Origin of the sequence: Streptococcus oralis, assembly GCF_021497945.1 — a bacterium.
GTDB classification, from domain to species: domain Bacteria; phylum Bacillota; class Bacilli; order Lactobacillales; family Streptococcaceae; genus Streptococcus; species Streptococcus oralis_BR.
On sequence record NZ_CP046524.1, the window covers coordinates 1415086 to 1439390 of the forward strand.

The following is a 24305-nucleotide window of genomic DNA, read 5'->3' on the forward strand; positions in this document are numbered from 1 at the left end:
AAATCTCAAATCTGTCTTTTCCCTCTTTTATGATATAATAGAAACATGGAATTAAAAACTACTTTGGGCCTCCTAGCTGGGCGTTCATCTCACTTCATCTTGAGCCGTCTTGGTCGTGGAAGTACGCTCCCAGGAAAGCTTGCCCTCCAATTTGATAAAGATATTTTACAAAATCTAGCTAAGAACTACGAGATTGTCGTGGTCACTGGTACCAATGGAAAAACCTTAACAACTGCCCTCACTGTCGGCATTCTAAAAGAGGTCTATGGTCAGGTTCTAACCAATCCTAGTGGTGCCAACATGATCACAGGGATTACGACAACCTTCTTGACTGCCAAATCCTCTAAAACTGGAAAAAATATTGCCGTCCTTGAAATTGACGAAGCCAGTCTATCTCGTATCTGTGACTACATCCATCCTAGTCTTTTTGTCATCACTAATATTTTCCGTGACCAGATGGACCGCTATGGTGAGATTTACACGACTTATAACATGATTTTGGATGCCATCCGTAAGGTGCCCACGGCTACAGTTCTCCTCAATGGTGACAGTCCGCTTTTCTACAAGCCATCTATTCCAAATCCAGTTCAGTATTTTGGTTTTGACTTGGAAAAAGGACCAGCCCAACTGGCTCACTACAATACCGAAGGAATCCTCTGCCCTGACTGTCAAGGCATCCTCAAATATGAGCACAATACCTATGCCAACTTGGGAGCCTATATCTGTGAAAATTGTGGTTGCAAACGACCTGACTTGGACTACCGTCTGACAGACTTGGTTGAGTTGACCAACAATCGCTCTCGCTTTGTCATTGACGGCCAAGAATACGGCATCCAAATCGGTGGACTTTACAACATCTACAATGCCCTTGCTGCAGTTGCCATCGCCCGTTTCCTCGGGGCTGATTCACAGCGAATCAAGCAAGGATTTGATAAGAGTCGCGCTGTCTTCGGTCGTCAGGAAACCTTCCATATCGGTGATAAAGAATGTACTCTCGTCTTGATTAAGAATCCAGTCGGTGCAACTCAGGCTATCGAGATGATTAAACTAGCTCCTTATCCATTCAGCCTATCTGTTCTTCTTAATGCCAACTATGCTGATGGGATTGATACTAGTTGGATTTGGGATGCTGACTTTGAACAGATCACTGACATGGACATTCCTGAAATCAACGCTGGCGGTGTTCGTCATTCTGAAATCGCTCGCCGTCTTCGTGTGACAGGCTATCCAGCTGATAAAATCACTGAGACAAGCAATCTGGAGCAAGTTCTCAAAACCATTGAGAAGCAAGACTGCAAGCATGCTTATATCCTTGCAACCTATACTGCCATGCTGGAATTCCGTGAACTGCTGGCTAGTCGTCAGATTGTTAGAAAGGAGATGAACTAATGGTTTATACTTCACTTTCCTCAAAAGCTGGCAACTACCCTTATCAGCTCAACATCGCCCACCTTTACGGAAATCTCATGAATACCTACGGGGACAACGGCAATATCCTCATGCTCAAGTATGTGGCTGAAAAACTGGGGGCTCATGTGACGGTTGACATCGTTTCTCTCCATGATGACTTTGACGAAAATCATTACGACTTTGCCTTTTTTGGTGGCGGTCAAGACTTTGAACAAAGTATCATCGCAGGAGACCTATCTGCTAAAAAAGAGAGCATTGACAACTACATTCAAAACGACGGTGTTGTTCTAGCCATCTGCGGTGGTTTTCAACTATTGGGGCAATATTATGTTGAAGCTTCAGGTAAACGCATCGAAGGGCTCGGTGTCATGGGCCACTATACGCTCAACCAGACCAATAACCGCTTTATCGGTGACATCAAGATTCATAATGACGAATTCGATGAAACCTACTATGGCTTTGAAAATCACCAGGGACGTACCTTCCTCTCAGATGACCAAAAACCGCTGGGACAGGTTGTCTATGGAAATGGAAACAATGAAGAAAAGGTCGGCGAAGGAGTTCATTATAAGAATGTCTTTGGTTCCTACTTCCACGGACCTATCCTCTCACGCAATGCCAATCTGGCTTATCGCCTAGTCACTACTGCCCTCCGAAAAAAATACGGTCAGGACATCCAACTTCCTGCCTATGAGGATATTCTCAGTCAAGAAATCGCTGAAGAATACAGCGACGTGAAAAGCAAGGCTGACTTTTCTTAAACTAAGGAAAATTAGATAAAAGAACTCCACTATCCTGTCGGAGTTCTTTTTGCCTGTTCTTTTACCCTTCTCTCTTGCATTTTCTCTCTTTTTTTGCCAAAATAGAGGGGTAGAAAGAAGGTAGCATATGTCTAAATTACAACAAATCGTAACATATCTTGAATCAGAAAAACTAGACGTCGCTGTCGTATCTGACCCCGTCACTATTAATTACCTCACTGGTTTTTACAGTGACCCTCATGAACGCCAAATGTTCCTTTTTGTCCTAGCGGACCGGGAACCTCTCCTTTTTGTCCCAGCCCTTGAAGTGGAGCGTGCAACCAGCACTGTTTCCTTCCCAGTAGTGGGCTATGTGGATTCTGAAAATCCATGGCAAAAAATCAAAAATGCCTTGCCACAGCACGACTTCAAACGTGTTGCTGTTGAGTTTGACAATCTCATCTTAACCAAATACCATGGTTTGAAAGCAGTCTTTGAAACTGCTGAGTTTGAAAACCTCACTCCTCGCATCCAACGCATGCGCCTCATCAAATCAGCTGATGAAGTGCAAAAAATGATGGTTGCAGGTCTCTATGCTGATAAAGCTGTAAAAGTTGGTTTTGACAATATCTCTCTTGATAAAACAGAGACAGATATCATCGCCCAAATCGACTTCGCCTTAAAACGTGAAGGCTATGAAATGAGTTTTGATACCATGGTCTTGACTGGTGACAATGCTGCAAATCCACACGGAATTCCTGGTGCAAACAAGGTCGAAAAAGACGCCCTTCTCCTCTTTGACCTCGGTGTTATGGTCAATGGCTACGCATCAGATATGACTCGTACAGTCGCTGTTGGCAAACCAGACCAATTCAAGAAAGATATTTACAACTTGACCCTTGAAGCCCAACAAGCTGCTCTTGACTTTATCAAACCTGGTGTGACTGCTCATGAAGTAGACCGCACTGCCCGTGAAGTCATCGAAAAAGCTGGTTACGGTGAGTACTTCAACCACCGTCTCGGTCACGGTATCGGTATGGATGTCCACGAATTCCCATCTATCATGGAAGGAAACGACATGGTCATCGAAGAAGGCATGTGCTTCTCTGTTGAACCAGGTATCTATATCCCTGGTAAAGTCGGCGTTCGTATCGAAGACTGCGGTGTTGTTACCAAGGATGGCTTTGACCTCTTTACAAGCACTAGCAAAGACTTGCTTTATTTTGATTAATATTCATCTAATACTCAATGAAAATCAAAGAGCAAACTAGGAAACTAGCCGCAGGCTGTACTTGAGTACGGCAAGGCGACGTTGACGCGGTTTGAATTTGATTTTCGAAGAGTATAAAATTTTCCCACAATAAAACGCATAGTATCAAGCTTTCAACACTTGATATTATGCGTTTTTCTGATTTTTAGAACTTTTCTCCAGCCGCTTTACTTAATTTTCTTAATACTTTGACTAAGCACAAACCCTACAACCATTCCCACGATATTTTGCAGGAAGTTTGGTAGGATTTCTGGTAGGGCTGCTGCCCATCCATTCATCAAAGTTGAACCCAAGGCGTAGCCCCCTACCATCGCAATAGTAGCTAAGATAAGGCCTAGCCATTGCCATTTTCCTTTAAATCCTGCGAAAAATCCCTGCAAGCCATGGTTGATCAAGCTAAAGAACATCCACTGGGGGTAGCCTGATAAGAGGTCAATCAAGAAACCTGCTAGACCTCCGACTACAGCCCCTTCACGACTACCAAAGTAGAAGGCCGCAAAGAAGATACCTGCATCTAAAAGAGTTAGAATACCTGTTGGCGTTGGAATTTTTAAGAAATAACCTAGAACTACAGAAAGGGCGGTTAATAGAGATACAAGGGCGATTTTAGTTGTTTTGGTTTGCTTCATATTGTCTTACTCCATATTGATCTGCTTGTGCAATAGCACGATAAACGAAAACTTTAGAACTCTCTACTGCTGGTAAAAGTTCAACCCCTTTAACCAAGTGACTGGCAATGCTTGAGGCAAAGGTACAACCTGCACCAGCATTTTGGCCTTGGATAACGGGATTTTCTAGGACAGTAAAGGTTTGTCCATCATAAAAGACATCTACAGCCTTGTCCTGACTAAGGCGATTACCTCCCTTGATAATGACTGCTGGTGCTCCTAAATCATGCAATTTCTGTGCTGCAGCTTTCATATCTTCCAAGGTTTTGATCTCTTGACCCGCCAACAATTCTGCTTCTGGGAGATTAGGCGTAATCACACTGACATGAGGGAAAAAGCGAATCAACTCTTGACAGAGTTGGCTGACTGCCACATCATGCGTTTCCTTGCAGACCAAGACGGGGTCCAATACCACCGGCACTCCAGGACGTTGCTTGATAAAGTCCAGTGCCTTCTCAGCCACACTGACAGTAGGGAGAAGACCAATCTTAATCCCTGCAAACTCGACATCACGCAAGCTATTCAACTCATGTTGAAAAATAACGTCATCTGTTGGGAAGACCTCAAAACCCTTTTCTGTCAAGGCTGTCAAACAAGTCACTGCTACAAAGCCATGTAAACCGTTCAAGGTATAGGTAGCAAGATCGGCTGATAAACCACCGCCACTAAAAATATCATTCCCAGAAAGTGCTAAAATACGATTATTCTTCATATCGAATCTCCTTTAAATACAAGCCATTTGGTGCAGCCGTTGGACCTGCAAGCTGTCTGTCTTTTTTTTCCAAGATCAAGTCAATCTGCTCAACTGGCATTCGATTATTTCCGATTTTGAGCAGCGTCCCCACCATATTGCGAATCTGCTTATACAAGAAACCATTTCCTGAAAAGGTAAAGGTCAAAAATTGTCCTGTCTCATCGACTGTTAAACTCGCTTCTGTAATGGTCCGAATCTTGTCCTCTACACTGGTTCCAGATGCTGTAAAACCTGTGAAATCGTGGGTTCCTTCTAATTTTTTGATTGCCATCTGCATGCGTTCCACATCGAGGGGATAGGGAAAATGAGTGGCATAATGACGACGCATAGGATTCTTGGGGCGCCCTCTATCCACAATAAACTCATAGGTCTTGCTATGTTTTGCATAACGGCAATGAAAATCATCGGCCACAAGCCCAGTTGAAATCACATTGATATCTTCAGGAGACTGGGTATCCAGAGCAAAACGGAGTTTTTCCTCATCCATCTGATAGGGCAAGTCAAAATGAATAACCTGTCCCAAAGCATGAACCCCACTATCCGTCCGACCAGCACCGTGAACAGTGATGGCATGCCCCTTATTGAGTCTCGTTAAGGTTTTTTCGATTTCCTCTTGAACGCTCCGCGCATGAGGCTGGCGCTGAAAACCAGCAAATGCATACCCGTCATAGGAAATGATTGCTTTATATCTTGTCATAACTTCTATTTTATCAGGAAATAAAAGTGTAAACAAGTTTAAAAAACAATAATTGTCTGGGTACAAAATTCCCAAAAAGAAAAACTTAGGAAACCAATCCTAAGCTCTTTTTTGAAGTGCGTACATAACAAAAATAGAAGTGACAATCAACCAACATCCTAAAATGGTGAAGACCAACATACCGTTTTGAGTCACCAAGCCAATCGCCCCAAGAATGAAAGGTGTCGTAAAGGCTCCAAAGCTACATCCTAGCACTGCAAAAGATGTTGCCTGATTAAGGAGCTTGGCTGGGATTCTTTCAGAAAGAAGCTGAAAGACAGTGGTCAAGGCCACACTGTAAGAAAAACCTGCCACGATACTTCCAACTACCATCACACCCAATGACGGAGACAAGGCAATCACAATCTGCCCCAATCCAAAGGTGATACCTGACCAAAGGAGCAACCTTTCTTTAAACAGAGAGATAAAGAAAGAAAAACTCACACCTGCCAAGATACCAATCAACTGCATGATACTTAAAACCAAACTCGATAACTGGGCATCCCCTAGACCTCTTTCCACCATCAGACTAGGAATACGAATGGTGATAGCTGTATTGGTGCAGACAACAACTGCTGCTTCGACAGCCAATAGAAAAATCAAGCCTTTCATCTTTCCTGTCAGACGAGTTGTTTCGGCCTCTTTTTTCTTTGTTTCTTTCTTTTCTTTCCCATAAGGGACAAAGAGCAGATAAAGGATCAATACTAAAAATCCCGCACTGTAGGCCAAGAAGGTCACTGTCCATCCCAAGGATAAGAGTTGACCTACCACTAGAGTCAAAATCGACGCCCCGACAACTTCTGCTGATCCGCGGAGACCCAGCATCTGAATCCGTGTCTTTCCATGATAGCGTTCGCTGATGATGGAAATAGCCTTGGCATTGATCATCCCCACACCCAAGCCAAATAAAATCCGCATCGCAAAGACAAAGTTGTACTCCTGATACCAGAAAGGGGCTGTTCCACCGATAGAAAGGATGATAAGTCCTAGACTAATCTGAAGTCGCTCAGGAAACAATCGCTCCAAAAAACCATTTAAAACCAGCATAATCATGATCCCAAAAGAAGGGAGACTGACCAGGAGCTCGATTTGTTCTTTGGGGTAGCCTTGATAATAGTCAAACATGGCTGGCAGAGCACTTGATATGGAAAAGGAGGTAATCAAAACGAGGGAGAGGGCCAAAATACTAGCCCGTTCTAAAAATTGTTTCATGAATTTTCTTTCTGTATATTTCTCACTGTTGATCCTTTTAAAAGGAAGATGGCAAGAAAAGAAGGAGCCCGATTGAACTAAAGACTCCGTCCTAACTTTCCTAATAGGAAGACTATTTTCGCTTGATTTGCTTGATCAGATAGAAGATAAAGCCTGCAACCATATACGCCGCAAAAATGATCAAACACCATTTGATAACCACGTCCCAACCCTTGTTCACATTTAAAAAGAAATAAGGGAAGGGATTGTCCTTGGAATTCGGAATATTGAGTTTTAAGACCAGGCCGTTAAACAAGGCAAAAATCATATAAACCAAGGGCAAGATGGTCCACAAGACTGGATCCCAGATCTTGTATTGACCCTGTTTATCAAAGAAGAGGGTATCGGCTAAAAACCAGAGTGGAACGATATAGTGACAAAGGAAATTCTCCACACGGTAAAAGTCTGTCGCAATCGGAGCAAGCATAAAATGATAAATCACACAAGTAATCATAATACTCATGGTAACGCCACCCTTGAGACGAAGCAGGGTCGGGCTTTGCCAATCTTCACCTGAACGACTCATCACACGGAGTAGATAGCCAGTGAAAATCGTTACCAAAAGATTGGACAATACTGTGTAGTAAAGGAGCATTCCAAAGCCACCGTGCTTGGTAATCTCTAAATAAACTCCTGTAAATGCCGCTAAGAACAAGAGCACACGACTATAAAAGATAAATTTGTAATTCAGTTTCATGGCTAGATTTTCTTAACAAACTCTGACTTCAATTTCATAGCTCCAAAACCATCAATCTTACAGTCGATGTTGTGGTCACCTTCTACGATACGGATATTTTTAACACGAGTTCCTTGTTTCAAATCCTTTGGCGCACCTTTTACTTTCAAGTCCTTGATTAGGGTTACAGTATCGCCGTCGGCTAATTTATTTCCGTTGGCATCGATAGCAACAACACCTTCTTCTACTTCTGCAACTTCTGCAGGGTTCCATTCATAGGCGCACTCTGGGCAGACCAAGAGACTTCCGTCCTCGTAGACATATTCTGAATTACATTTTGGGCAATTTGGTAAATTGTTCATGGGTTCTCCTTATAACATTTCACTATTTTTTGAAAATCAAAATTTCTCGAACAGCAACTATTATACCGTAAAATCCTACTTTTGACAATGTGTCCTAAGTCTAGCAGACAAAAAAGTCATGCAACTTTTTACAGTTACATGACTTTTAAAAGATGATTGGTCATGGGCACTTATCAAGCACCTCATGATAAAAGGGGTAGCAACTATATCTTACAGACCAGGAGCTTGTCCTAGTTCTGCCGCAATCATCCAAACTGTTTTCTCAAGTTCAGCCTTAGCACCAACAAAGATATCGTTTGTAACATCATCGCTTTCTTCGTCAGTCACATCCAAAGCTTTTTGGAAAAGAGTGATGAGGTAGCGATAAATAGCTAGAACACGTTCCAAGCTTTCTTCAACGTTACGGAATTCTCCTTCTTCTTCTTCGATTTCACTGTGTTGAAGGAATTCTGTCAAAGTTGAGTAAGGTTTGCCACCAAGGGTAATTAAACGTTCGCTGATTTCGTCAAGATAGCCATCAAGGCTGTCCATGTATTCATCCATTTTTGGATGCCACACGAGGAAACCACGACCACGCATATACCAGTGAACTTGGTGAAGGGCAATGTGAGCCACATACAAGTCTGCTACTGCTTGGTTCAATACTTCTTTTGTTTTTGCCAATGCTACTGGCGCTGTTTTAGATAATGTTGTTACGTCTTTTACTGCTTCTTTTTTCAATTCAACCATATTTCTTACCTCTTTTCATTTTTTTATAACTACTTCACAGTAGCTATAATACAAGTATACTACTATCAGAAAACGATAGCAAGGAAAGTGTACTATCTGAGAAAAGTTGTAATAGACTGATAATTTAAGAATAGTCTAGACCGTTTTGATTAGCTGGATTGCCCAGACTTACTTGAAAATTGGCTTTGGTACAAATCATAATAAAAGCCTTTTGCTTGGAGCAAACTTTCATGATTTCCCTGCTCAATAATCTGTCCTTCCTTAAGAACGAGAATCTTGTCTGCTTCTTGAATGGTAGAGAGACGGTGGGCGATGACAAAGCTGGTTCTTCCCTTCATCAAGCGTTTCATAGCTTTTTGAATCAAGAGTTCCAAACGGGTGTCAACAGAGGAAGTCGCTTCATCCAGAATAAGAATTTTAGGATTGGCTAGGAGAGCACGCGCGATGGTCAAGAGTTGTTTTTGTCCGAGGGAAATATTACTTGACTCTTGGTTCATCTCCATGTTGTAACCACCAGGAAGAGTTCGGATAAAGTGGTCTACATTTGCCGCTTTGGCAGCTTCTATTATTTCCTCGTCACTGGCGTTAAGATTTCCAAAACGTAGGTTTTCTTTGATCGTACCTTCATAAAGCCAAGCATCCTGCAAGACCATCCCAAACTGACGGCGATAGTCTTGACGTGACAACTGGCGAATATCCTGCCCGTCAACCAAGATTGCGCCTGCTGTGACATCGTAAAAGCGCATAAGCAGATTGATTAAGGTCGTTTTACCAGCTCCAGTAGGACCAACAATCGCCACCATCTCTCCCGGTTGAACTTCTAGATTAAAGTCTCGAATCAATGGCTTGTTTTCAACATACTGGAAGTCAACATGTTGGAAGGTCACCTGACCTGTTAAGGGTTCAAGGATTTCGAGTTCTTCTCCCTCTACTTCCTCAGTCTCATCCAAGATGTCGAAGATACGGTCTAACGAAGACTTGGCACTTTGCATTTGACCCGCAAGTTGTGTAATGTTTTGGATAGGCTGGCTAACCTGCCAGACATACTGAACAAAGGCCTGCATATTCCCCACTGTCAAACGACCCGCAATCACTTGCAAACCACCAAGAACTGCAACAATCAGATAGGTCAAGTCCGATACAGCATGGAGGGCTGGCATCATGAGTCCAGAGATAAAGCTGGCTTTAAAACCAACACGTTGGAGATCGTCTGTAATCTTAGAAAATTCTTTATGAGAAGTTTCCTCACGACTATAGAGTTTCAAGACATTAAAACCTGTAAGATTTTCCTGCACATAGCCATTCATCCGTCCTAAAATAGCCGCCTGTTCTTTAAAATAAGGCTGAGAACGTTTCAGGATACTTCTAGCACCAAAATAGGTCACTGGAATGGATAGAATCACCACTATAGCCAGTTGGAAGTTCAAGTATAAAACCATTCCCATGACAAGGACAATCGTCAGAACAGCATTGACAATTTGGAGGAAAGACTGTTGAAGAGCGTTGGACACTGTCTCAACGTCACTGGTAAAGCGTCCCAATAAATCACCAAATTGGTGTTTGTCAAAGAAAAATACAGGGATACGATTGATTTTTTCAGTCATTTCATTTCGCAGATCTTGGGTCATGGACTGGACCGCATTAGTCATGAAATAGTTGGAATAATAAGAACCAAGTTCATACAAGAGACCTCTAAAGAGGTAAATGATTAAAACCGTTCCGATGTAGCCAGTATTGATACTAGCACCTGAAAGGCCCTTAGCCATATCTAAGAGGTTTTTTGTCAACTCCGTAATGGCTAGCCCCAAAACAAAAGGTTCTAAGACACTCATGACCACACTCAAAACTTTTAGAAAGACGGCAAAGAAGACAGAAAAACGGTAGGCTTTTAAATAGCTCCACAAACGAGCCAAACTAGATTGTGTTTTCATATTTCCTCCTATTCTTCTGTTAGCGATGCATTTTTCAACTGCGACTCAGCAATTTCACGATAGATATCATTGATTTCCATCAATTCCTCATGGCGACCGCGACCCACGATTTCACCCTTATCCAGAACGATGATCTGGTCCGCATCCATGATGGTTCCGACACGTTGAGCAACAATTAAAACCGTTGCATTCTGTGTTACTTCCTTGAGACGACGGCGCAAAATGGCATCCGTACGATAATCCAAGGCTGAGAAAGAATCGTCAAAAATATAGATATCAGGATTCTTTATAACAGCTCGGGCAATTGAGAGACGTTGTTTCTGTCCTCCAGAAAGGTTGCTTCCACCTTCGGCTAGATGGGTCGCAAAGCCTTCTTCTCGGCTTTCGATAAAATCTTTGGCTTGCGCCACATCCGCTGCCTGATGTAGGTCTTTGTGACTAGCATCTTCCTTCCCATAGCGGATATTTTCAGCGATAGTTCCTGTAAAGAGTAAGGCCTTCTGCGGGATAAAACCAATCTTTTGACGAAGAGACTTGAGACGGTAATCCCTCACATCAACACCATCAACCTTTATTTTACCAAGCGTGACATCGTAAAAACGAGGAATCAATTGCACAAGAGAGGATTTTCCAGATCCGGTCGATCCGATAAAAGCAATGGTTTCACCTGGTTTAGCACTGAAAGAAATATTGTGCAAAACAGGATTTTCCGTCTCGCCAGGATAGGCAAAGGTGACATTTTCAAATTCCAAATATCCGTGGGTTGCTGTCTCTCTGACCCCTCCTTCATTGGGATCAATAGAAATCGGCATATCCATGACTTCTTTCAAGCGTTCACTCGAAACCGCTGTACGAGGATACATGGTGAAGAGATTGGATAGGAAAAGGAAGGACAAGAGGGCGTGGAAACTATATTCGATAAAGGCCACTAGGTCCCCAATTTGCAAGCTTCCTTGTTTGATAGGGTCCAGAGCAAACCAGACAATAGCTACAATCATGGCAATGATAATCTGAACAAACAAGGGTTCCGTCAAACCGGTTAGTTTAAACAGACGATTGGAATTAGCTGCATAGACTGCATTTTGTCCTGCAAAGCGTTCCTCTTGAAACTCCTCACGGGCAAAGGCACGAATGACACGGAGTCCCATTAGATTTTCCCTGGCATATTGGTTTATCTTATCTAAGGTAGCCTGCTGTTTCTCTGATAATGGTCGAGTCTTGACCGCTACATAAATGACCACCACAGCTAAGAAAGGTACTGCAAAGGCCACTATCCAGGCTAATGACGGACTGGTCAGGAAGATCATTAAGATACTAGACAGCATCATCATGGGGGTGATGACACCCAGTTTTAAGGTCTGTTCTGCAAACTGCATGAGAACAAAGGCATCACTGGTAATGCGAGTAACCAGTGAAGACACTCCAATCTTTTCATATTCATGATGAGAATACTCTTGTAATTTGGCATAGAGATCATCCCTCATATCCTTGACCATATTGGTCGTCAGCTTACTAGCAGCGTAGGCTAAGACTATACGCCCCAAGGTTCCACATAGGATAATCACCAGCATAATTGTAGCCCAAACATACAATTGCTGTTCATTCCCTTTATTCACACCTTCATCAATCATCCGAGCCAGAACAGTTGGCAGTCCAAGATTGACAATAACAAAGAAAACCGCTCCAAAGAAATCCAAGAATAACCACTTGGGATATTTTTTCAAATAAGACCAAATATAGAGCATAACTCCCCCTTTCATAACTTTTTGATATAGAAAAGAGCGCGCATCTGCACGCCTTTCTTTCCCTAAGGAACTTTCCTAGTCTAGAAAAATCCCTCTTTCACAAGAATGCTCCAAGTAAAAATAAGACAGGCAGTCAAAGTCACTTAGTACTTTTAACTGTCTGTCTGGAATAAGCTAGATTATTTTACAAAATCAAGCAATGCCAAGAAGCTTTCAGCTTCAAGTGACGCACCACCAACAAGGGCACCGTCAACGTCTGGGCAAGCCATGTATGAAGCAACGTTTTCAGGTTTAACAGAACCACCGTATTGAACACGAACTTTGTCCGCAACTTCTTGACCAAAGTCAGCTGCTACAACGTCACGAACAACTTTACACATTTTTTGTGCATCGTCTTGTGAAGCTGATTTACCAGTACCGATAGCCCAGATTGGCTCGTAAGCGATAACTGTTGAAGCAACTTGTTCAGCTGTCAAGCCAGCCAATGCAGCAGATACTTGAGCACCTACGAATTCAGCCGCTTTACCAGCTTCGTAAGTTTCAAGTGACTCACCACAACAAATGATTGGAAGCATACCGTTTGCAAAGATCGCTTTTGCTTTTTTGTTGATATCTTCGTCAGTTTCATGGAAGTAGTCACGACGTTCTGAGTGACCGATAACTACATAGTCTGTACCGATTTCTTTCAAAACTTGTGGGCTAGTTTCACCAGTGAACGCACCTGCATTTTCAAAGTAGCAGTTTTGAGCAGCAACTTTAAGGTTTGATCCTTTAGCAGCAGCAAGAACAGCTGTCAAATCAAGAGCTGGAGCTGCGATACCTGCTTCAACAAGGTCTGATGAAGGAAGTTTTGATGCAACGGCTTCAACGAATGCTTTTGCTTCTTCTGGATTTTTGTTCATTTTCCAGTTACCAGCGATAAATGGTTTACGTGACATTTCACATACCTCTTTTTTCATTTTATTTTCTATTATTCTATCATATTTATAAGGAGCTTGCAAATCTTACTCTAATTTACAAGATTTTCCGAGCGGCTACTCTTGCCACAAATTCATAGCATCGAGGAAATCAGCCGAAGCTTGCACTTGTTTGGGATTGTTAGCTTCTCGCTCTGCTCGTTTGGCCTCTACCTGAGCCACAGACTGGATACCCTCATGGCGCCAATTACGGAGGATTGCTTGAATATATTTCCAGTTTGGTTTGCCATTTAGAACAGCCTCTCGGAGAGCTTCCTTGATCAAATCCGCCTTAATTCCATCGTCTTTGACTGTCTTAGAAAGATCTTCGATTTCAAACGGCGTCAGCAAGCGTCCTAATTCCTGCTGAAAAGTCTCAACCAGATCCTTCAGTTGATTTTGCGGGTTTGGGGCAATTGCAGCTGGAGTCTGACTGTCCAACAAGTTATCCAAGCGTTCAAAAGCCAAACTAGCATCAAAAATAAGCTCAATTTCCCCATTTAGTTCAATCGTTCGATATTGTAGTAGCCCATTTTCAGTCAAGTTTGAAATGGATTGGTTGACATCTGCAAGTTCTTTTCCAATAGTTTCTGCAATTTGGCTTGGCGACAGCTCATCCAAAGCAGATGTATTTTGTAGATAAAAAAATTGCCAGACGAGAAAATCATCACTAGAAGGAAAGAGTTCCTTAAAATGCAAGAGCAGGGCACTTGGCAAAACCAAGTTCCCTGATTTGAAAGCGTCAAAATATGTCATAATTCCTCTTATAAATATCCAAATGCAGCCGCATCATCCTCTACCTTTCTCCAGTCAAAAGGGGTTTCTTGATAAACTGCATAGTTAACCCAGTTACTGAAAAAGAGAGCAGCTGAAGAAGACCAACAGAGACACGGTGTCTCATTCACATCATCATTTTTGAAGTAATTTTCTGGAATGTGAGGATTAAGTCCTGCCTCACAATCACGAAAATACTCTTTTGCTAGAGTATCACGGTCATATTCTAAATGACCAAAACTATAAATTTCACGAAGATCCCGACTGGCTAAAATAGAAACGCCGACTTGTTCTCCCTCAGAGAGGATTTCCAGATTGGTTTTTCCTAAAATTTCCTCCTTATAGATTTCTGTATGACGAGAATGGGGAGCTACATAGCTATCATCAAAACCACGAAAGAGAAGATGGCCCTCTTTCAAGGCATCCTGCGGGTAAATACCTGACAATTTCTGAGCCATCTGATGCTTTTCAACTCCATAGCGAGCATAAAGACCTGCTTGGGCACCCCAACAGATATGCAGGGTAGAAAAAACATGTGTCTTGGACCATTCGATGACCTGCTTAAACTCCTCCCAGTAGTCCACCTCCTCAAAAGGCAAGTGCTCCACCGGAGCTCCTGTGATGATCATCCCATCAAAAAAGTCATCCTTAACCTCTGGGAAGGTCTTATAGAAGGTCTCCATATGTTCGGCACGAGTCGTCTTTGAACGATGCGTCTCCATATACAAGAAATCAATATCTAACTGTAGGGGCGTATTAGCCAAATGCCGCAAGAGTTGCGTTTCTGTTACCATCTTTTGAGGCATAAGATTTAAAATCAAAATCTTCAAGGGGCGAATATCCTGATGAGCGGCCCGTTGGTCATCCATAACAAAGATATTTTCTGTCCTTAAAATCTCCACAGCTGGTAATTTTTTATCAATTCGAATCGGCATAATACCCTCCTAACAGTTCTCTATTTCGGGAATGATGTTGTCTGTTTGAAAGTAAAAACCTCCAAATACTTCTTCCCTTTATTATACTGTATGAAGATATAGTTTTCAATTATAGTTTTTCTCTAACTAGCTATAGTTAATTTATATAGCAGATGAAGAGAAAACAGCCCCAAGGACTGTTTTTCATTAATAATGCATAAGTACCTTGTAATCGTAATCTCCGATTCTTTCACGGCCTTTAAGCTCATCCAACTCAATTAAGAAAGCACAACCAGCTACAACTCCACCAAGTCTTTCAATCATCTCAATCGTTGCCTTGACAGTTCCACCTGTTGCCAAGAGATCATCTACGATGAGAACGCGTTGACCCGGTTTGATCGCATCAGCGTGCATGGTCAAGGTATCAATACCATATTCTTTCTCATAGTCAGCAGAAATCACTTCACGTGGCAACTTCCCTGGTTTACGAACAGGAGCAAATCCAATCCCCAACTCAAAAGCAACGGGACAGCCGACAATAAATCCACGAGCTTCTGGTCCCACAATCATGTCGATCTTCTTGTCCGTTGCATACTGAACGATTTCACGAACAGCATAGCTATAAGCATTGCCATCTGCCATCAATGGGCTGATATCACGGAAGGTGATGCCTTCCTTGGGATAATTTTCAATCGTTGCAATATAATCTTTTAAATTCATCTTTTTCTTTCTTTCAAAGTTTTTTACTCTCTATTATACCATATTTTCTGTGAAAGAAGAAATAGAAGATTTTTATTTGCTAATCCAAGATTTCGTCTTGCTGATTTAAGATTCAAGCTTTAATCCAACCATTGAATATAGGCTGTTTTATCTTCACTATTATAACCAGCTCTCTTATAAAAATCCTGAGTGCTTGCATTTTTAGAACCTGTCAGGAGCATCATCTTATAACAATTTCCCTCTTTAGCTATTTGTTTAGCATATTCAAGACAAGCGCTTGCATACCCTTTCCCTCTATCTTCTTCACGAGTCACCACATTTTCAATCAAAGCATAGGGTCTCACACCTCTTGTCAAATTGGGAATAATGACACAAATACAGGAGGAGGCTATTCTTCCTTCCACCTCCTTCACGATAACATGATGGCGCTGGTCAGAAATCATCTCACTCCATACTTGCTGCAAATGAAGACTATCTTCTGGAATCTCTTTCTCATGTAAGGACAGGTAGAGATTTAATAACTCAAATAAATCCTCCTGTACAGCTTCTCTCAACAATTTTATTTCCTCCATTCCTTAATTGATAAATTTGAATAAAAAAACTCTGACCGAAGCCAGAGATTCTAGTTGATTAAAGTGAGTTCACGTCAACCTTGATACCAACACCTTGAGTAGTTGTGATAGTCAAGTTTGTTACGTAAGTTCCTTTAGCTGTAGCTGGTTTTGCTTTTTGGATTGTTTCGTTGAAAGCTTTAAAGTTTTCAACCAATTTTTCAGCTTCAAATGATACTTTACCGATGATTGCTTGAACGTTACCTGCACGGTCAGCACGGTAAGTGATCTTACCACCTTTAGACTCTTCAACTGCTTTAGCAACATCCATTGTTACTGTACCAGTTTTAGGGTTTGGCATCAAGTTACGTGGTCCAAGGACACGTCCAAGACGTCCAACAAGAGCCATCATGTCAGGTGTAGCGATAACTACGTCGAAGTCCAACCAACCGTCGTTGATTTTCGCAACTAGGTCATCTTCACCAACAAAATCTGCACCAGCAGCTTTTGCTTCTTCAGCTTTTGCACCACGTGCGAAAACAAGAACGCGTGAAGTTTTACCAGTACCGTTTGGCAATACCATTGCACCACGGATTTGTTGGTCAGCTTTTTTAACGTCGATGTTCAAGTTGTAAGCAACTTCTACAGTTGCGTCAAATTTTGCAAAGTTAGTTTCTTTTGCAAGTGCTACAGCTTCTTCTACACTGTATGCTTTTGTGCTGTCGATTTTCTCAAGAGCAGCACGAAGTTGTTTGCTTTTTTTAGCCATTTTCTATTCTCCTTGTAAGTGGTTCAATCGATTTTCATCTCCCACGTCACTTCTCGAAATGATGAAGTCTTGCGGGTTATATTGGGGGTGTTATTGATTAGTCAACAACAGTGAATCCCATAGAACGAGCAGTACCTTCGATCATACGCATTGCAGACTCAATGTTTGCTGCGTTCAAATCTGGCATCTTAGTTTCTGCAATTTCTTGTACTTGTGCACGAGTAACTGTAGCAACTTTAGTTTTGTTAGGTGTACCTGATCCTTTTTCAACACCTGCAGCTTTTTTCAAAAGAACAGCAGCTGGTGGTGTTTTTGTAACGAAAGTAAATGATTTGTCTTCGTATACTGAGATAACAACTGGAATGATCATACCAGCTTGGTCAGCTGTACGAGCGTTGAACTCTTTTGTGAATCCCATGATGTTGATACCAGCTTGACCAAGAGCAGGTCCAACCGGTGGAGCTGGTGTAGCTTTACCAGCAGGGATTTGCAATTTTACAAGTTTTTCGACTTTTTTAGCCATTTTTAAATCCTCCTTTGTGGTTTTGGCGGTAATTAAAGATTTTTACCTCCCACAAGTATGCTTTACACATACCCATCTATTATACACTATTTATCTAAAAATGCAAGAGAAAAATTTCTTTTTTAATCGACGTAATCTCCGCCTTCAAAGCCATAGTATTCTTCCAAACTAAGGCCACTTGCAGCAATTTCTTTGGCTTCTTTTCCGACATAGCGAAGATGCCATTCTTCCGCCATGTAGCCAGTCTCTTTTTCCTTGCCTTTGAGATAGCGAACGACAAAGCCATAGTCAGCCGCATGATCCAAGAGCCACTGGGCCGCCTTTTCTTCAGTAACTAAATCTCCATCTGTCCCAATAAGGTCAAATGCAAGACCTGTTTGGTGTTCACTGTATCCAGGACGAGCTGAGTAGCGATCTGCCGCTTCCTTCCCGTCTTGATTCACATAGTCTTGATAAAGTTTGGTTTGAGTTTCATAACTTCTAAAACCACTGTAATGATCGCTGATTGGGTAGCCAGCTGCTTGCATTGCTGTAATAAGTTTGACCAACTCTGCCTTGGCTGTTGGATTTTCTCCTGGATTGTAGTCTTTTGACAAAGGATAGTGCTTATTAGCTACGACGATTTCATCGTATTTTCCTTGTATACTATAGTGGTCTCCCTTATTCACAACTTCTGCCTTCTTCTGACTAGGAGCTTGAGATTTGCTTCCTACAGTCCCTTCAGATTGGCTAGTTTGTTCCGTTTTTTGAGTATTTTCTTCATTTTTAAGTTTTTCTTGAGAACATGCTGCTAGAGTTACTGCTAGCAAACCGGATAAAACGATATATCTTTTTTTCATTTTTTGCTTCCTCTCTTAGACCATGTGCTTCTCTAATTCATCGGATAAGGCTTTAATCATTTGTTCCAACTCAGGGGATTTCACTTGGCAATCTTCTGCCGCCATTTCTTCCCAGGGTACCCACCAGACTGGACCACGGCCATTCAATCCATGCCCCCTCATATCACCTGATCGTCTTGGAAAGAGGTGCCAGTGGGCGTGGGCATCTCCATTTCCTAAAAGTTCGATGTTCATCTTTTCAGCTTTAAACGCTTTGGCAACAGCTTCTTGGACCAAACTCATTTCCTCTAGAAAACGAAGTTTTTTAGAAGTCTCCATCTGATGGAGTTCTGTGACATGCTCCTTTGCTAGAAATAAGGTATAGCCCTTAAAGTATTGATGGTCTCCAATGACAACATAGCCTGTTTCTAGTTCTTTTACAAAGTAGGGATTTTTCCCTGCCTTTATCCATTCAATTCTTTGACAAATCAAGCACATATTAGTCTACCAATGCACTCTTGAGATAGGCATCGACCATACGCTCAGTCGCCACGACCGAATCAATGTGTGTTCGTTCGTAAGAGTGACTGGATTCAATACCAGCTCCAAGGAGGGCATGCTTTACCTCTGCACCTGCTGACATAGCTGCGGAAGCATCCGAACCGTAAAATGGATAAATGTCAAGCTTAAATGGAATATCTTGCTCCTTTGCCAAAGCCACTAAATGTTGACGGAAGTCATAGTGATAGGGACCTGAAGCGTCCTTGACACAGATAGATACTGTATATTCGTCTGTCTGCTGGTCATCGCCCATAGCCCCCATATCCACAGCTAGATATTCCACTACCTGAGCTGGAATATTGGAGTTGGCACCGTGGCCCACCTCTTCAAAGACTGAAAAAGCAAAATGAGTTGTTACTGGCAACTCAATTCCCTCTTCCTTATAAACACGAAGAAGATTGAGCAAAATCGCTGCGCTGACTTTGTCGTCCAAATGGCGAGACTTGATGAAACCAGTCTCTGTCACAACAGTTCGTGGGTCAAAGCTGATGAAGTCACCAACCTCGATGCCTAAGGCACGGGTTTCTTTTTCATTGGTCACTTTTTCATCCAAACGCACTTCCATATTGTCCTGAGTGCGTTCAGCAGTTCCTGCATCTTTGTAGACATGGCAAGAAGTCTGGTGGATGAGGATGGTTCCAGATACCTTTTTACCTGTGCTAGAAACATGGACTGTACAGTTTTCTCCCTCAATCATGTTCCAAGGAAAACCACCGATACGGTCCAATTTGAGACGACCGTCAGGTTTGATAGCACGTACAATGGCACCAAGCGTATCCACATGGGCAGTCACATAACGTTGTTGCTCATCATTTTGACCTTTAATAGTAACATTGATACCACCCTTGGCTGTGCGAACAGGCTGGTAACCAAGTTTCTCTAAAGTATGGACTAGATAGTCTGAAATCTCACGAGTAAAACCTGTCGGAGATGCAATAGCGGTTAATTCTTTGATATAGTTTATAGTTTGATTCATTTCTTCACCTCTTTTGCTACCTATTATAGCATATTTCAGTAGAGAGGAAAAAAGAAAAATCACTCCTGTAAAGTTGACTTACAAAAGTGATTTCTATTTTTTTATTCCATCTCAAAAACATCACTCTCTTGCTTGTTTGGTAGAACCAGTGAAAGCAAGATTCCGATAATAGCTGGCACTAGCCATGGTAGAGAGGCAGCTGCAAATGGAAGAGCATTGACGAGATTTGCTAGAAACTCAATCTTAAAAGAACTTCCAAGGACGCTTGCAAGAGCAATTGCTGTGACAACTCCCATTGTTAGTTGCATACCCGGTTTTGATAGGGGTACAAACTTATTAACAATTACAATCATCACAATGGCAATAGTGATTGGATACAAGATTACCAATACTGGAATTGAGTACTTGATAATCGCATCCAAACCGAGGTTTGCAATGGCAAATCCAATCAAGGTAAAGGCAGTTGTATAAACCTTGTAGCTGATTTGTGGGAAACGTCCGTTAAAGAACTCAGCTGTAGATACGATCAAGCCAACTGTCGTTGTGAAGCAGGTTACAGTTACCATGGCAGCAAGGAAGAGTTGAGCCGTTGAACCAAAGATTTCCTGAGTAGCTTGCGACAAGATATAAACACCTGGTGTTCCACCCTTCATTGCTTCTGCTGGTACCGGGAAGTGATTTCCAAGGAATCCTAAACCGATGTAAAGAGCACTAAAAGCAAGAGCTACAACGATACCAACAACCCAAATAGTTGAAATGTACTCTTTCTTACTTGAGAATCCAAGTTGTTTCAAGGTTTGAACAGCAATCACACTAAAAGCCACTGAGGCAAGGGCATCCAAGGTGTTATAACCTTCTAGGAAACCTGTACCAAAGGCAGAAGATTGATAGGCTGCTGAAGCTGCTTGAGGACTGGTTCCACCATATTTGAAGGCACCTAGTACAACTAGGATAACGATCAACAAAGCAAAGACTGGCGTTAAAATACGTCCGATTCGATCCAAAATCTTTGAAGGATTGAGTGAAATCAGATAGGCTGCTGCAAAGTAAAGCACAGTAAAGACAATCAATCCTAGACCTTTATTTGCTTCAGACAAGAGGGGGCTAATCCCAACTTCGTAAGCTGTTGTTGCTGTACGCGGAATGGCAAAGAAGGGGCCAATCGATAGATAGAGGACTGCAAGATAAAGCGTCGCAAACCAAGGTGAGATTTTCTTAGAAATCTCATAAATGTATCCTTTAGGATTGAGCGTTCCGATGATAAGCGTTAGGACAGCAATCCCGACACCCGAAAATACAAAACCTGCAATGGCAGGAAGAAACTGTTCTCCAGATAGGGCACCTAGAGAAGGCGGAAAGATCAAGTTCCCCGCACCAAAAAATATTCCAAACAGGAGCAAACCTGTTAGGGCACCTTTTTTAGCCATAAAGAATCTCCTTCATATTTCTAAAATACTGACCTAGTATATCACGAATAAGAGTATGAAAAAAGCATCACGAAGTAAATATTGAATGTTTTCAATATTTTTAAAAATAAGAATTATCTAAAAACAAAATCCCTCACTCAGTTGGAGCCGAGCAAGGGAAGATTAGGCTTTATCGCCATATAGGTTTAAAGATTTTCAAAGGCCGTCATTCCACCTTGGACATTGATAACCTTGCATCCATGCTCCTCTAAGAACTGGCAAGCACGAGCTGATTTCATTCCAGATTTGCAAATGACATAATGCAAGAGGTCCTTATCCAATCGATCATAGATATCAGCTAATTGACTAAGTGGTAGGTTCTGAGCACCTTCTAAATGAAGAGCTTCAAATTCTTCTACTTCTCTCACATCTAATACAGAAAGGGGCTCTTTCTGGTAAAGTTGGTAAAATTTGTCAAAAACAATTTCTTTCATCATTTCTTCTTTTTGATGCCATTAAGGCAAGATTAAAACCCCATAGGTAAATCCAATCGACTCTAAAAATCGGAACAAGTCTTGGGTTTTAATAAAGATGGTCTTTTCATTAGTATTGGGATGAAAAGTCATGATATCCTCCGATACAATGTCCTTATCAAAATAAACTAGAATGTCTTTTTCATCATTATTTAACAAACCAAAAGGTGATACCGTTCCTGCTGGTAAGGTCATTTTCTCAGCCAAGGAGTCCAATGAGGCCATGCGAATCCGATCGGCTCCCACTTGAACTTTAAAGTCATCCATATCCAATCGTTTCTTGTCATCCATTATGAGCAGATAGTACTGAGTTTTCTTCCTATTGGTCAAAAACATGGACTTAGTCCGGACTCCTTCCATTCCTTCAATATAGCTATCTGCCTGCTCTGTCGTAAATACAGGTGGGTGCTCCACCACATCAAAGGTGATTCCCAACTCTTGCAACTTATTAGCTACTTGTTGATAAGCATCCATAGTTTTTCTCCTTTATTGATGAATAATCTTTTGTACCAATGTTTGCAATTCTAGCACCACTTCTGACTCAAACCAAGGATTCTTAGCCATCCAGATTTGATTTCGTGGTGAGGGGTGCACCAGAGGGAAAAATTCTGGTAGATAGTCTTTGTAATGTTTTACCCTTTCTGTTACCTTGCCACTAACTTTCTCATGTAAATAGTAGGCTTGGGCATACTGGCCAATCAAAAGGGTTAATTCAATATTGGGACATCCCTTGAGGAGTTGCGGATGCCATTTTTCTGCAAATCCTGAGCGCGGCGGTAAATCACCTGACTTGCCATGCCCTGGAAAGTAGAAATCCATGGGCAGAACTGCAAAATAACCTGAATTGTAAAAGGTTTCTTCGTCTACACCTAACCAATCTCGCAAGCGATCGCCACTCTTATCCTTCCAATAAATCCCAGCTTCTTGTGTTTTAAGTCCAGGGGCCTGACCGACAATATTGATACGAGCAGTTTTTGGCGCCGCAAAGAGAGGTTCGATTCCACGTTCTGTATAGCTGGTATTCTGTGGATCCGCCATAATGGCCTGCTTGATTCTTTCGATTTGAGACATCTGTTTTCCCTCCAAAAAGAAGTCCAAGCATACAATCTCAGACTTCTATCGTTTTATTTGATTAATTCATAGATAGCTTCTGCATAGATTGCTGCTGCTCGGAAGAGATCGTCTAAGGCGATGAATTCATTGGCTTGGTGCATGGTGTCAATTGAGTCTGGGAACATAGCTCCGTAAGCAACACCACGTTCTAGCAAGCGGCCAAAGGTACCACCACCGATGACTTGTTCGTGACCTTGAAGCCCAGTTTGTTTTTCATAAACATTCAACAAGGTTTGCACAAGTGGATCTTCCATCGGTACATAGTGAGGTGTATGACCATGTTCAGAAAGGCTAACAGAAGCAACTGGCAAGTTTTCTAGGATTGACTTGATTTGCTCTGGGCTTGTTCCTTTTGGATAACGGAAGTTAAGAGCAATCGTATTGTCAGCACTTGCTTCGTCAAAGCGGAAGACACCCGCATTCATAGAAAGGGCACCCATCTTTTCATCCACATGAGCCACCTTGAGATTTTCACCCTCATGGTCATTCAAGAGAATCTTACCCGCGATGTCGAGGTAGTCTTTGGCTGGTCCAGCAAAGTTAAATTGGCTGAGGAAGAGTGCTAGGTAAGTAGCTCCATTGACACCTGAAGCAGGCATAGCACCATGAGCTGATTTACCAATGATGGTAACCTTGTATTGACCGTTTTCTTCTTGGAGTTCTCCTCTAAGTTTGTGCTCTGCAACAAAGGCATCTAGTTTAGCTTGCAAGTCAGCCAAGTCACCTGAAACGACTGCTGTCGCTGATTCAGGTACCATATTTTCACGTAAACCACCTGTGAAGCTGTGAAGACGGGCTGCACCTGCATTTTCACCTGCAAAGTGGAGGTATTCTGTGATATTCCCTTTTTCACCATTGATGATTGGGAATTCAGCATCTGGAGAGAAGCCAAAGTCTGGTTTTGCAAGTCCTACATGTTCAAAGTAATAGTCCATGTCTGCCCAGCCTGACTCTTCGTCTGTTCCGACAATGAAACGAACTTTCTTAGAAGTTGGAAGGCCCAATTCTTTGATGATTTTCAAACCATAATAACAAGCTGTTGTAGGACCCTTGTCGTCTGAAGCTCCACGCGCATAAAGGCGACCGTCTTTGATGGTTGGTGTGTAAGGGTCTGTATCCCAACCGCTACCAGCAGGCACCACGTCCATGTGGGCAAAAATTCCAAGAACTTCTTCTCCATGACCAAACTCAAAATGTCCAGCATAGTTATCGACATTCTTAGTTGGGTAGCCATCACGGTCTGCGATTTCAAGGAATTTTTCCAATGCTTTTACTGGACCAGGTCCAAAGGGATGCTGCGCATCTGCCTTGCTATCATCACGTTCTGAGTTGATTTCCAAAAGGCTAAACAAGTCAGCCAAGAGGTCTTCTTTGCGTTTTTCTACTTCTGCTGTAAAATCAATTGCTGTCATTTTTTCT

27 protein-coding genes are annotated in these 24305 nt (G+C 42.1%); 3 read left to right on the plus strand and 24 right to left on the minus strand.

Annotation, left to right across the window (positions count from 1 at the left end):
• Positions 1 to 45 precede the first annotated feature (45 nt).
• From murT to GOM47_RS07205, 3 genes are all read left to right on the plus strand, one after another.
• Positions 46 to 1389, plus strand: a complete 1344-nt coding sequence (murT, locus tag GOM47_RS07195; RefSeq protein WP_235080348.1) for a lipid II isoglutaminyl synthase subunit MurT — start codon at positions 46 to 48, stop codon at positions 1387 to 1389.
• On the plus strand, positions 1389 to 2171 hold the full coding sequence (gatD, locus tag GOM47_RS07200) for a lipid II isoglutaminyl synthase subunit GatD (protein ID WP_235080349.1): 783 nt from the start codon (positions 1389 to 1391) through the stop codon (positions 2169 to 2171). Before murT ends, gatD begins: the two co-directional genes overlap by 1 nt.
• A gap of 127 nt (positions 2172 to 2298) precedes the next feature.
• Positions 2299 to 3381: a M24 family metallopeptidase gene (locus GOM47_RS07205; RefSeq protein WP_061597888.1), complete on the plus strand. Its 1083-nt coding sequence runs from the start codon at positions 2299 to 2301 to the stop codon at positions 3379 to 3381.
• A gap of 206 nt (positions 3382 to 3587) precedes the next feature.
• Here GOM47_RS07205 and GOM47_RS07210 read toward each other — a convergent pair whose 3' ends face one another.
• From GOM47_RS07210 to pepV, 24 genes are all read right to left on the minus strand, one after another.
• A complete protein-coding gene (locus GOM47_RS07210) occupies positions 3588 to 4049 on the minus strand; it encodes an ECF transporter S component (protein ID WP_235080350.1) in 462 nt (153 codons plus the stop codon).
• A complete protein-coding gene (locus tag GOM47_RS07215; protein ID WP_235080351.1) occupies positions 4027 to 4800 on the minus strand; it encodes a bifunctional hydroxymethylpyrimidine kinase/phosphomethylpyrimidine kinase in 774 nt (257 codons plus the stop codon). Before GOM47_RS07215 ends, GOM47_RS07210 begins: the two co-directional genes overlap by 23 nt.
• A complete protein-coding gene (gene truA, locus GOM47_RS07220; protein WP_235080352.1) occupies positions 4790 to 5539 on the minus strand; it encodes a tRNA pseudouridine(38-40) synthase TruA in 750 nt (249 codons plus the stop codon). The genes GOM47_RS07215 and truA overlap by 11 nt, the downstream gene beginning before the upstream one ends.
• A gap of 99 nt (positions 5540 to 5638) precedes the next feature.
• A complete protein-coding gene (locus GOM47_RS07225; protein WP_235080353.1) occupies positions 5639 to 6790 on the minus strand; it encodes an MFS transporter in 1152 nt (383 codons plus the stop codon).
• A 112-nt stretch (positions 6791 to 6902) separates the two neighbouring features.
• A complete protein-coding gene (locus GOM47_RS07230) occupies positions 6903 to 7526 on the minus strand; it encodes a Pr6Pr family membrane protein (RefSeq protein WP_093586483.1) in 624 nt (207 codons plus the stop codon).
• 2 nt (positions 7527 to 7528) lie between these two features.
• A complete protein-coding gene (locus tag GOM47_RS07235) occupies positions 7529 to 7867 on the minus strand; it encodes a zinc ribbon domain-containing protein YjdM (protein ID WP_001061600.1) in 339 nt (112 codons plus the stop codon).
• 210 nt (positions 7868 to 8077) lie between these two features.
• Positions 8078 to 8596, minus strand: coding sequence for a Dps family protein (locus GOM47_RS07240; RefSeq protein ID WP_093586481.1), 519 nt, complete (start codon positions 8594 to 8596; stop codon positions 8078 to 8080).
• 149 nt (positions 8597 to 8745) lie between these two features.
• Positions 8746 to 10527 (minus strand): ABC transporter ATP-binding protein, encoded by a 1782-nt coding sequence (locus tag GOM47_RS07245; protein WP_235080354.1) that lies wholly within the window; start codon positions 10525 to 10527, stop codon positions 8746 to 8748.
• Between the two features lie 8 nt (positions 10528 to 10535).
• Positions 10536 to 12272, minus strand: coding sequence for an ABC transporter ATP-binding protein (locus GOM47_RS07250; protein WP_235080355.1), 1737 nt, complete (start codon positions 12270 to 12272; stop codon positions 10536 to 10538).
• A 179-nt stretch (positions 12273 to 12451) separates the two neighbouring features.
• The gene (tpiA, locus tag GOM47_RS07255; RefSeq protein WP_061597896.1) at positions 12452 to 13210 is read right to left on the minus strand and encodes a triose-phosphate isomerase; all 759 of its coding nucleotides are present in this window, start codon (positions 13208 to 13210) and stop codon (positions 12452 to 12454) included.
• 96 nt (positions 13211 to 13306) lie between these two features.
• Positions 13307 to 13984: a DnaD domain-containing protein gene (locus tag GOM47_RS07260; RefSeq protein WP_235080356.1), complete on the minus strand. Its 678-nt coding sequence runs from the start codon at positions 13982 to 13984 to the stop codon at positions 13307 to 13309.
• Positions 13985 to 13992: 8 nt separating this feature from the next.
• Complete coding sequence (gene metA / locus GOM47_RS07265; RefSeq protein ID WP_235080357.1) at positions 13993 to 14937, minus strand: homoserine O-acetyltransferase MetA; 945 nt, start codon at positions 14935 to 14937, stop codon at positions 13993 to 13995.
• A 186-nt stretch (positions 14938 to 15123) separates the two neighbouring features.
• Positions 15124 to 15636, minus strand: a complete 513-nt coding sequence (locus GOM47_RS07270) for an adenine phosphoribosyltransferase (RefSeq protein ID WP_061417353.1) — start codon at positions 15634 to 15636, stop codon at positions 15124 to 15126.
• Between the two features lie 119 nt (positions 15637 to 15755).
• Positions 15756 to 16193 carry a GNAT family N-acetyltransferase gene (locus GOM47_RS07275; RefSeq protein WP_235080358.1) on the minus strand — a complete coding sequence of 146 codons (438 nt, stop codon included), beginning with the start codon at positions 16191 to 16193 and terminating at the stop codon, positions 15756 to 15758.
• Positions 16194 to 16266: 73 nt separating this feature from the next.
• The gene (rplA, locus tag GOM47_RS07280; RefSeq protein WP_001085675.1) at positions 16267 to 16956 is read right to left on the minus strand and encodes a 50S ribosomal protein L1; all 690 of its coding nucleotides are present in this window, start codon (positions 16954 to 16956) and stop codon (positions 16267 to 16269) included.
• A 97-nt stretch (positions 16957 to 17053) separates the two neighbouring features.
• Positions 17054 to 17479, minus strand: coding sequence for a 50S ribosomal protein L11 (gene rplK, locus GOM47_RS07285; RefSeq protein ID WP_001085808.1), 426 nt, complete (start codon positions 17477 to 17479; stop codon positions 17054 to 17056).
• A 122-nt stretch (positions 17480 to 17601) separates the two neighbouring features.
• A complete protein-coding gene (gene ldcB, locus GOM47_RS07290) occupies positions 17602 to 18318 on the minus strand; it encodes an LD-carboxypeptidase LdcB/DacB (protein ID WP_235080359.1) in 717 nt (238 codons plus the stop codon).
• Positions 18319 to 18333: 15 nt separating this feature from the next.
• The gene (locus GOM47_RS07295) at positions 18334 to 18795 is read right to left on the minus strand and encodes an HIT family protein (RefSeq protein ID WP_173257646.1); all 462 of its coding nucleotides are present in this window, start codon (positions 18793 to 18795) and stop codon (positions 18334 to 18336) included.
• Position 18796: 1 nt separating this feature from the next.
• Complete coding sequence (locus GOM47_RS07300; RefSeq protein ID WP_173257644.1) at positions 18797 to 19834, minus strand: M42 family metallopeptidase; 1038 nt, start codon at positions 19832 to 19834, stop codon at positions 18797 to 18799.
• Between the two features lie 101 nt (positions 19835 to 19935).
• Positions 19936 to 21261 (minus strand): branched-chain amino acid transport system II carrier protein, encoded by a 1326-nt coding sequence (gene brnQ, locus GOM47_RS07305; RefSeq protein ID WP_235080360.1) that lies wholly within the window; start codon positions 21259 to 21261, stop codon positions 19936 to 19938.
• A gap of 185 nt (positions 21262 to 21446) precedes the next feature.
• On the minus strand, positions 21447 to 21734 hold the full coding sequence (locus tag GOM47_RS07310) for a rhodanese-like domain-containing protein (protein ID WP_235081283.1): 288 nt from the start codon (positions 21732 to 21734) through the stop codon (positions 21447 to 21449).
• A 21-nt stretch (positions 21735 to 21755) separates the two neighbouring features.
• Positions 21756 to 22247 carry a prolyl-tRNA synthetase associated domain-containing protein gene (locus tag GOM47_RS07315; RefSeq protein ID WP_235080361.1) on the minus strand — a complete coding sequence of 164 codons (492 nt, stop codon included), beginning with the start codon at positions 22245 to 22247 and terminating at the stop codon, positions 21756 to 21758.
• A gap of 12 nt (positions 22248 to 22259) precedes the next feature.
• Positions 22260 to 22844, minus strand: coding sequence for a uracil-DNA glycosylase family protein (locus GOM47_RS07320; protein WP_235080362.1), 585 nt, complete (start codon positions 22842 to 22844; stop codon positions 22260 to 22262).
• 53 nt (positions 22845 to 22897) lie between these two features.
• Complete coding sequence (gene pepV / locus GOM47_RS07325) at positions 22898 to 24298, minus strand: dipeptidase PepV (RefSeq protein ID WP_235080363.1); 1401 nt, start codon at positions 24296 to 24298, stop codon at positions 22898 to 22900.
• Positions 24299 to 24305: the final 7 nt, after the last annotated feature.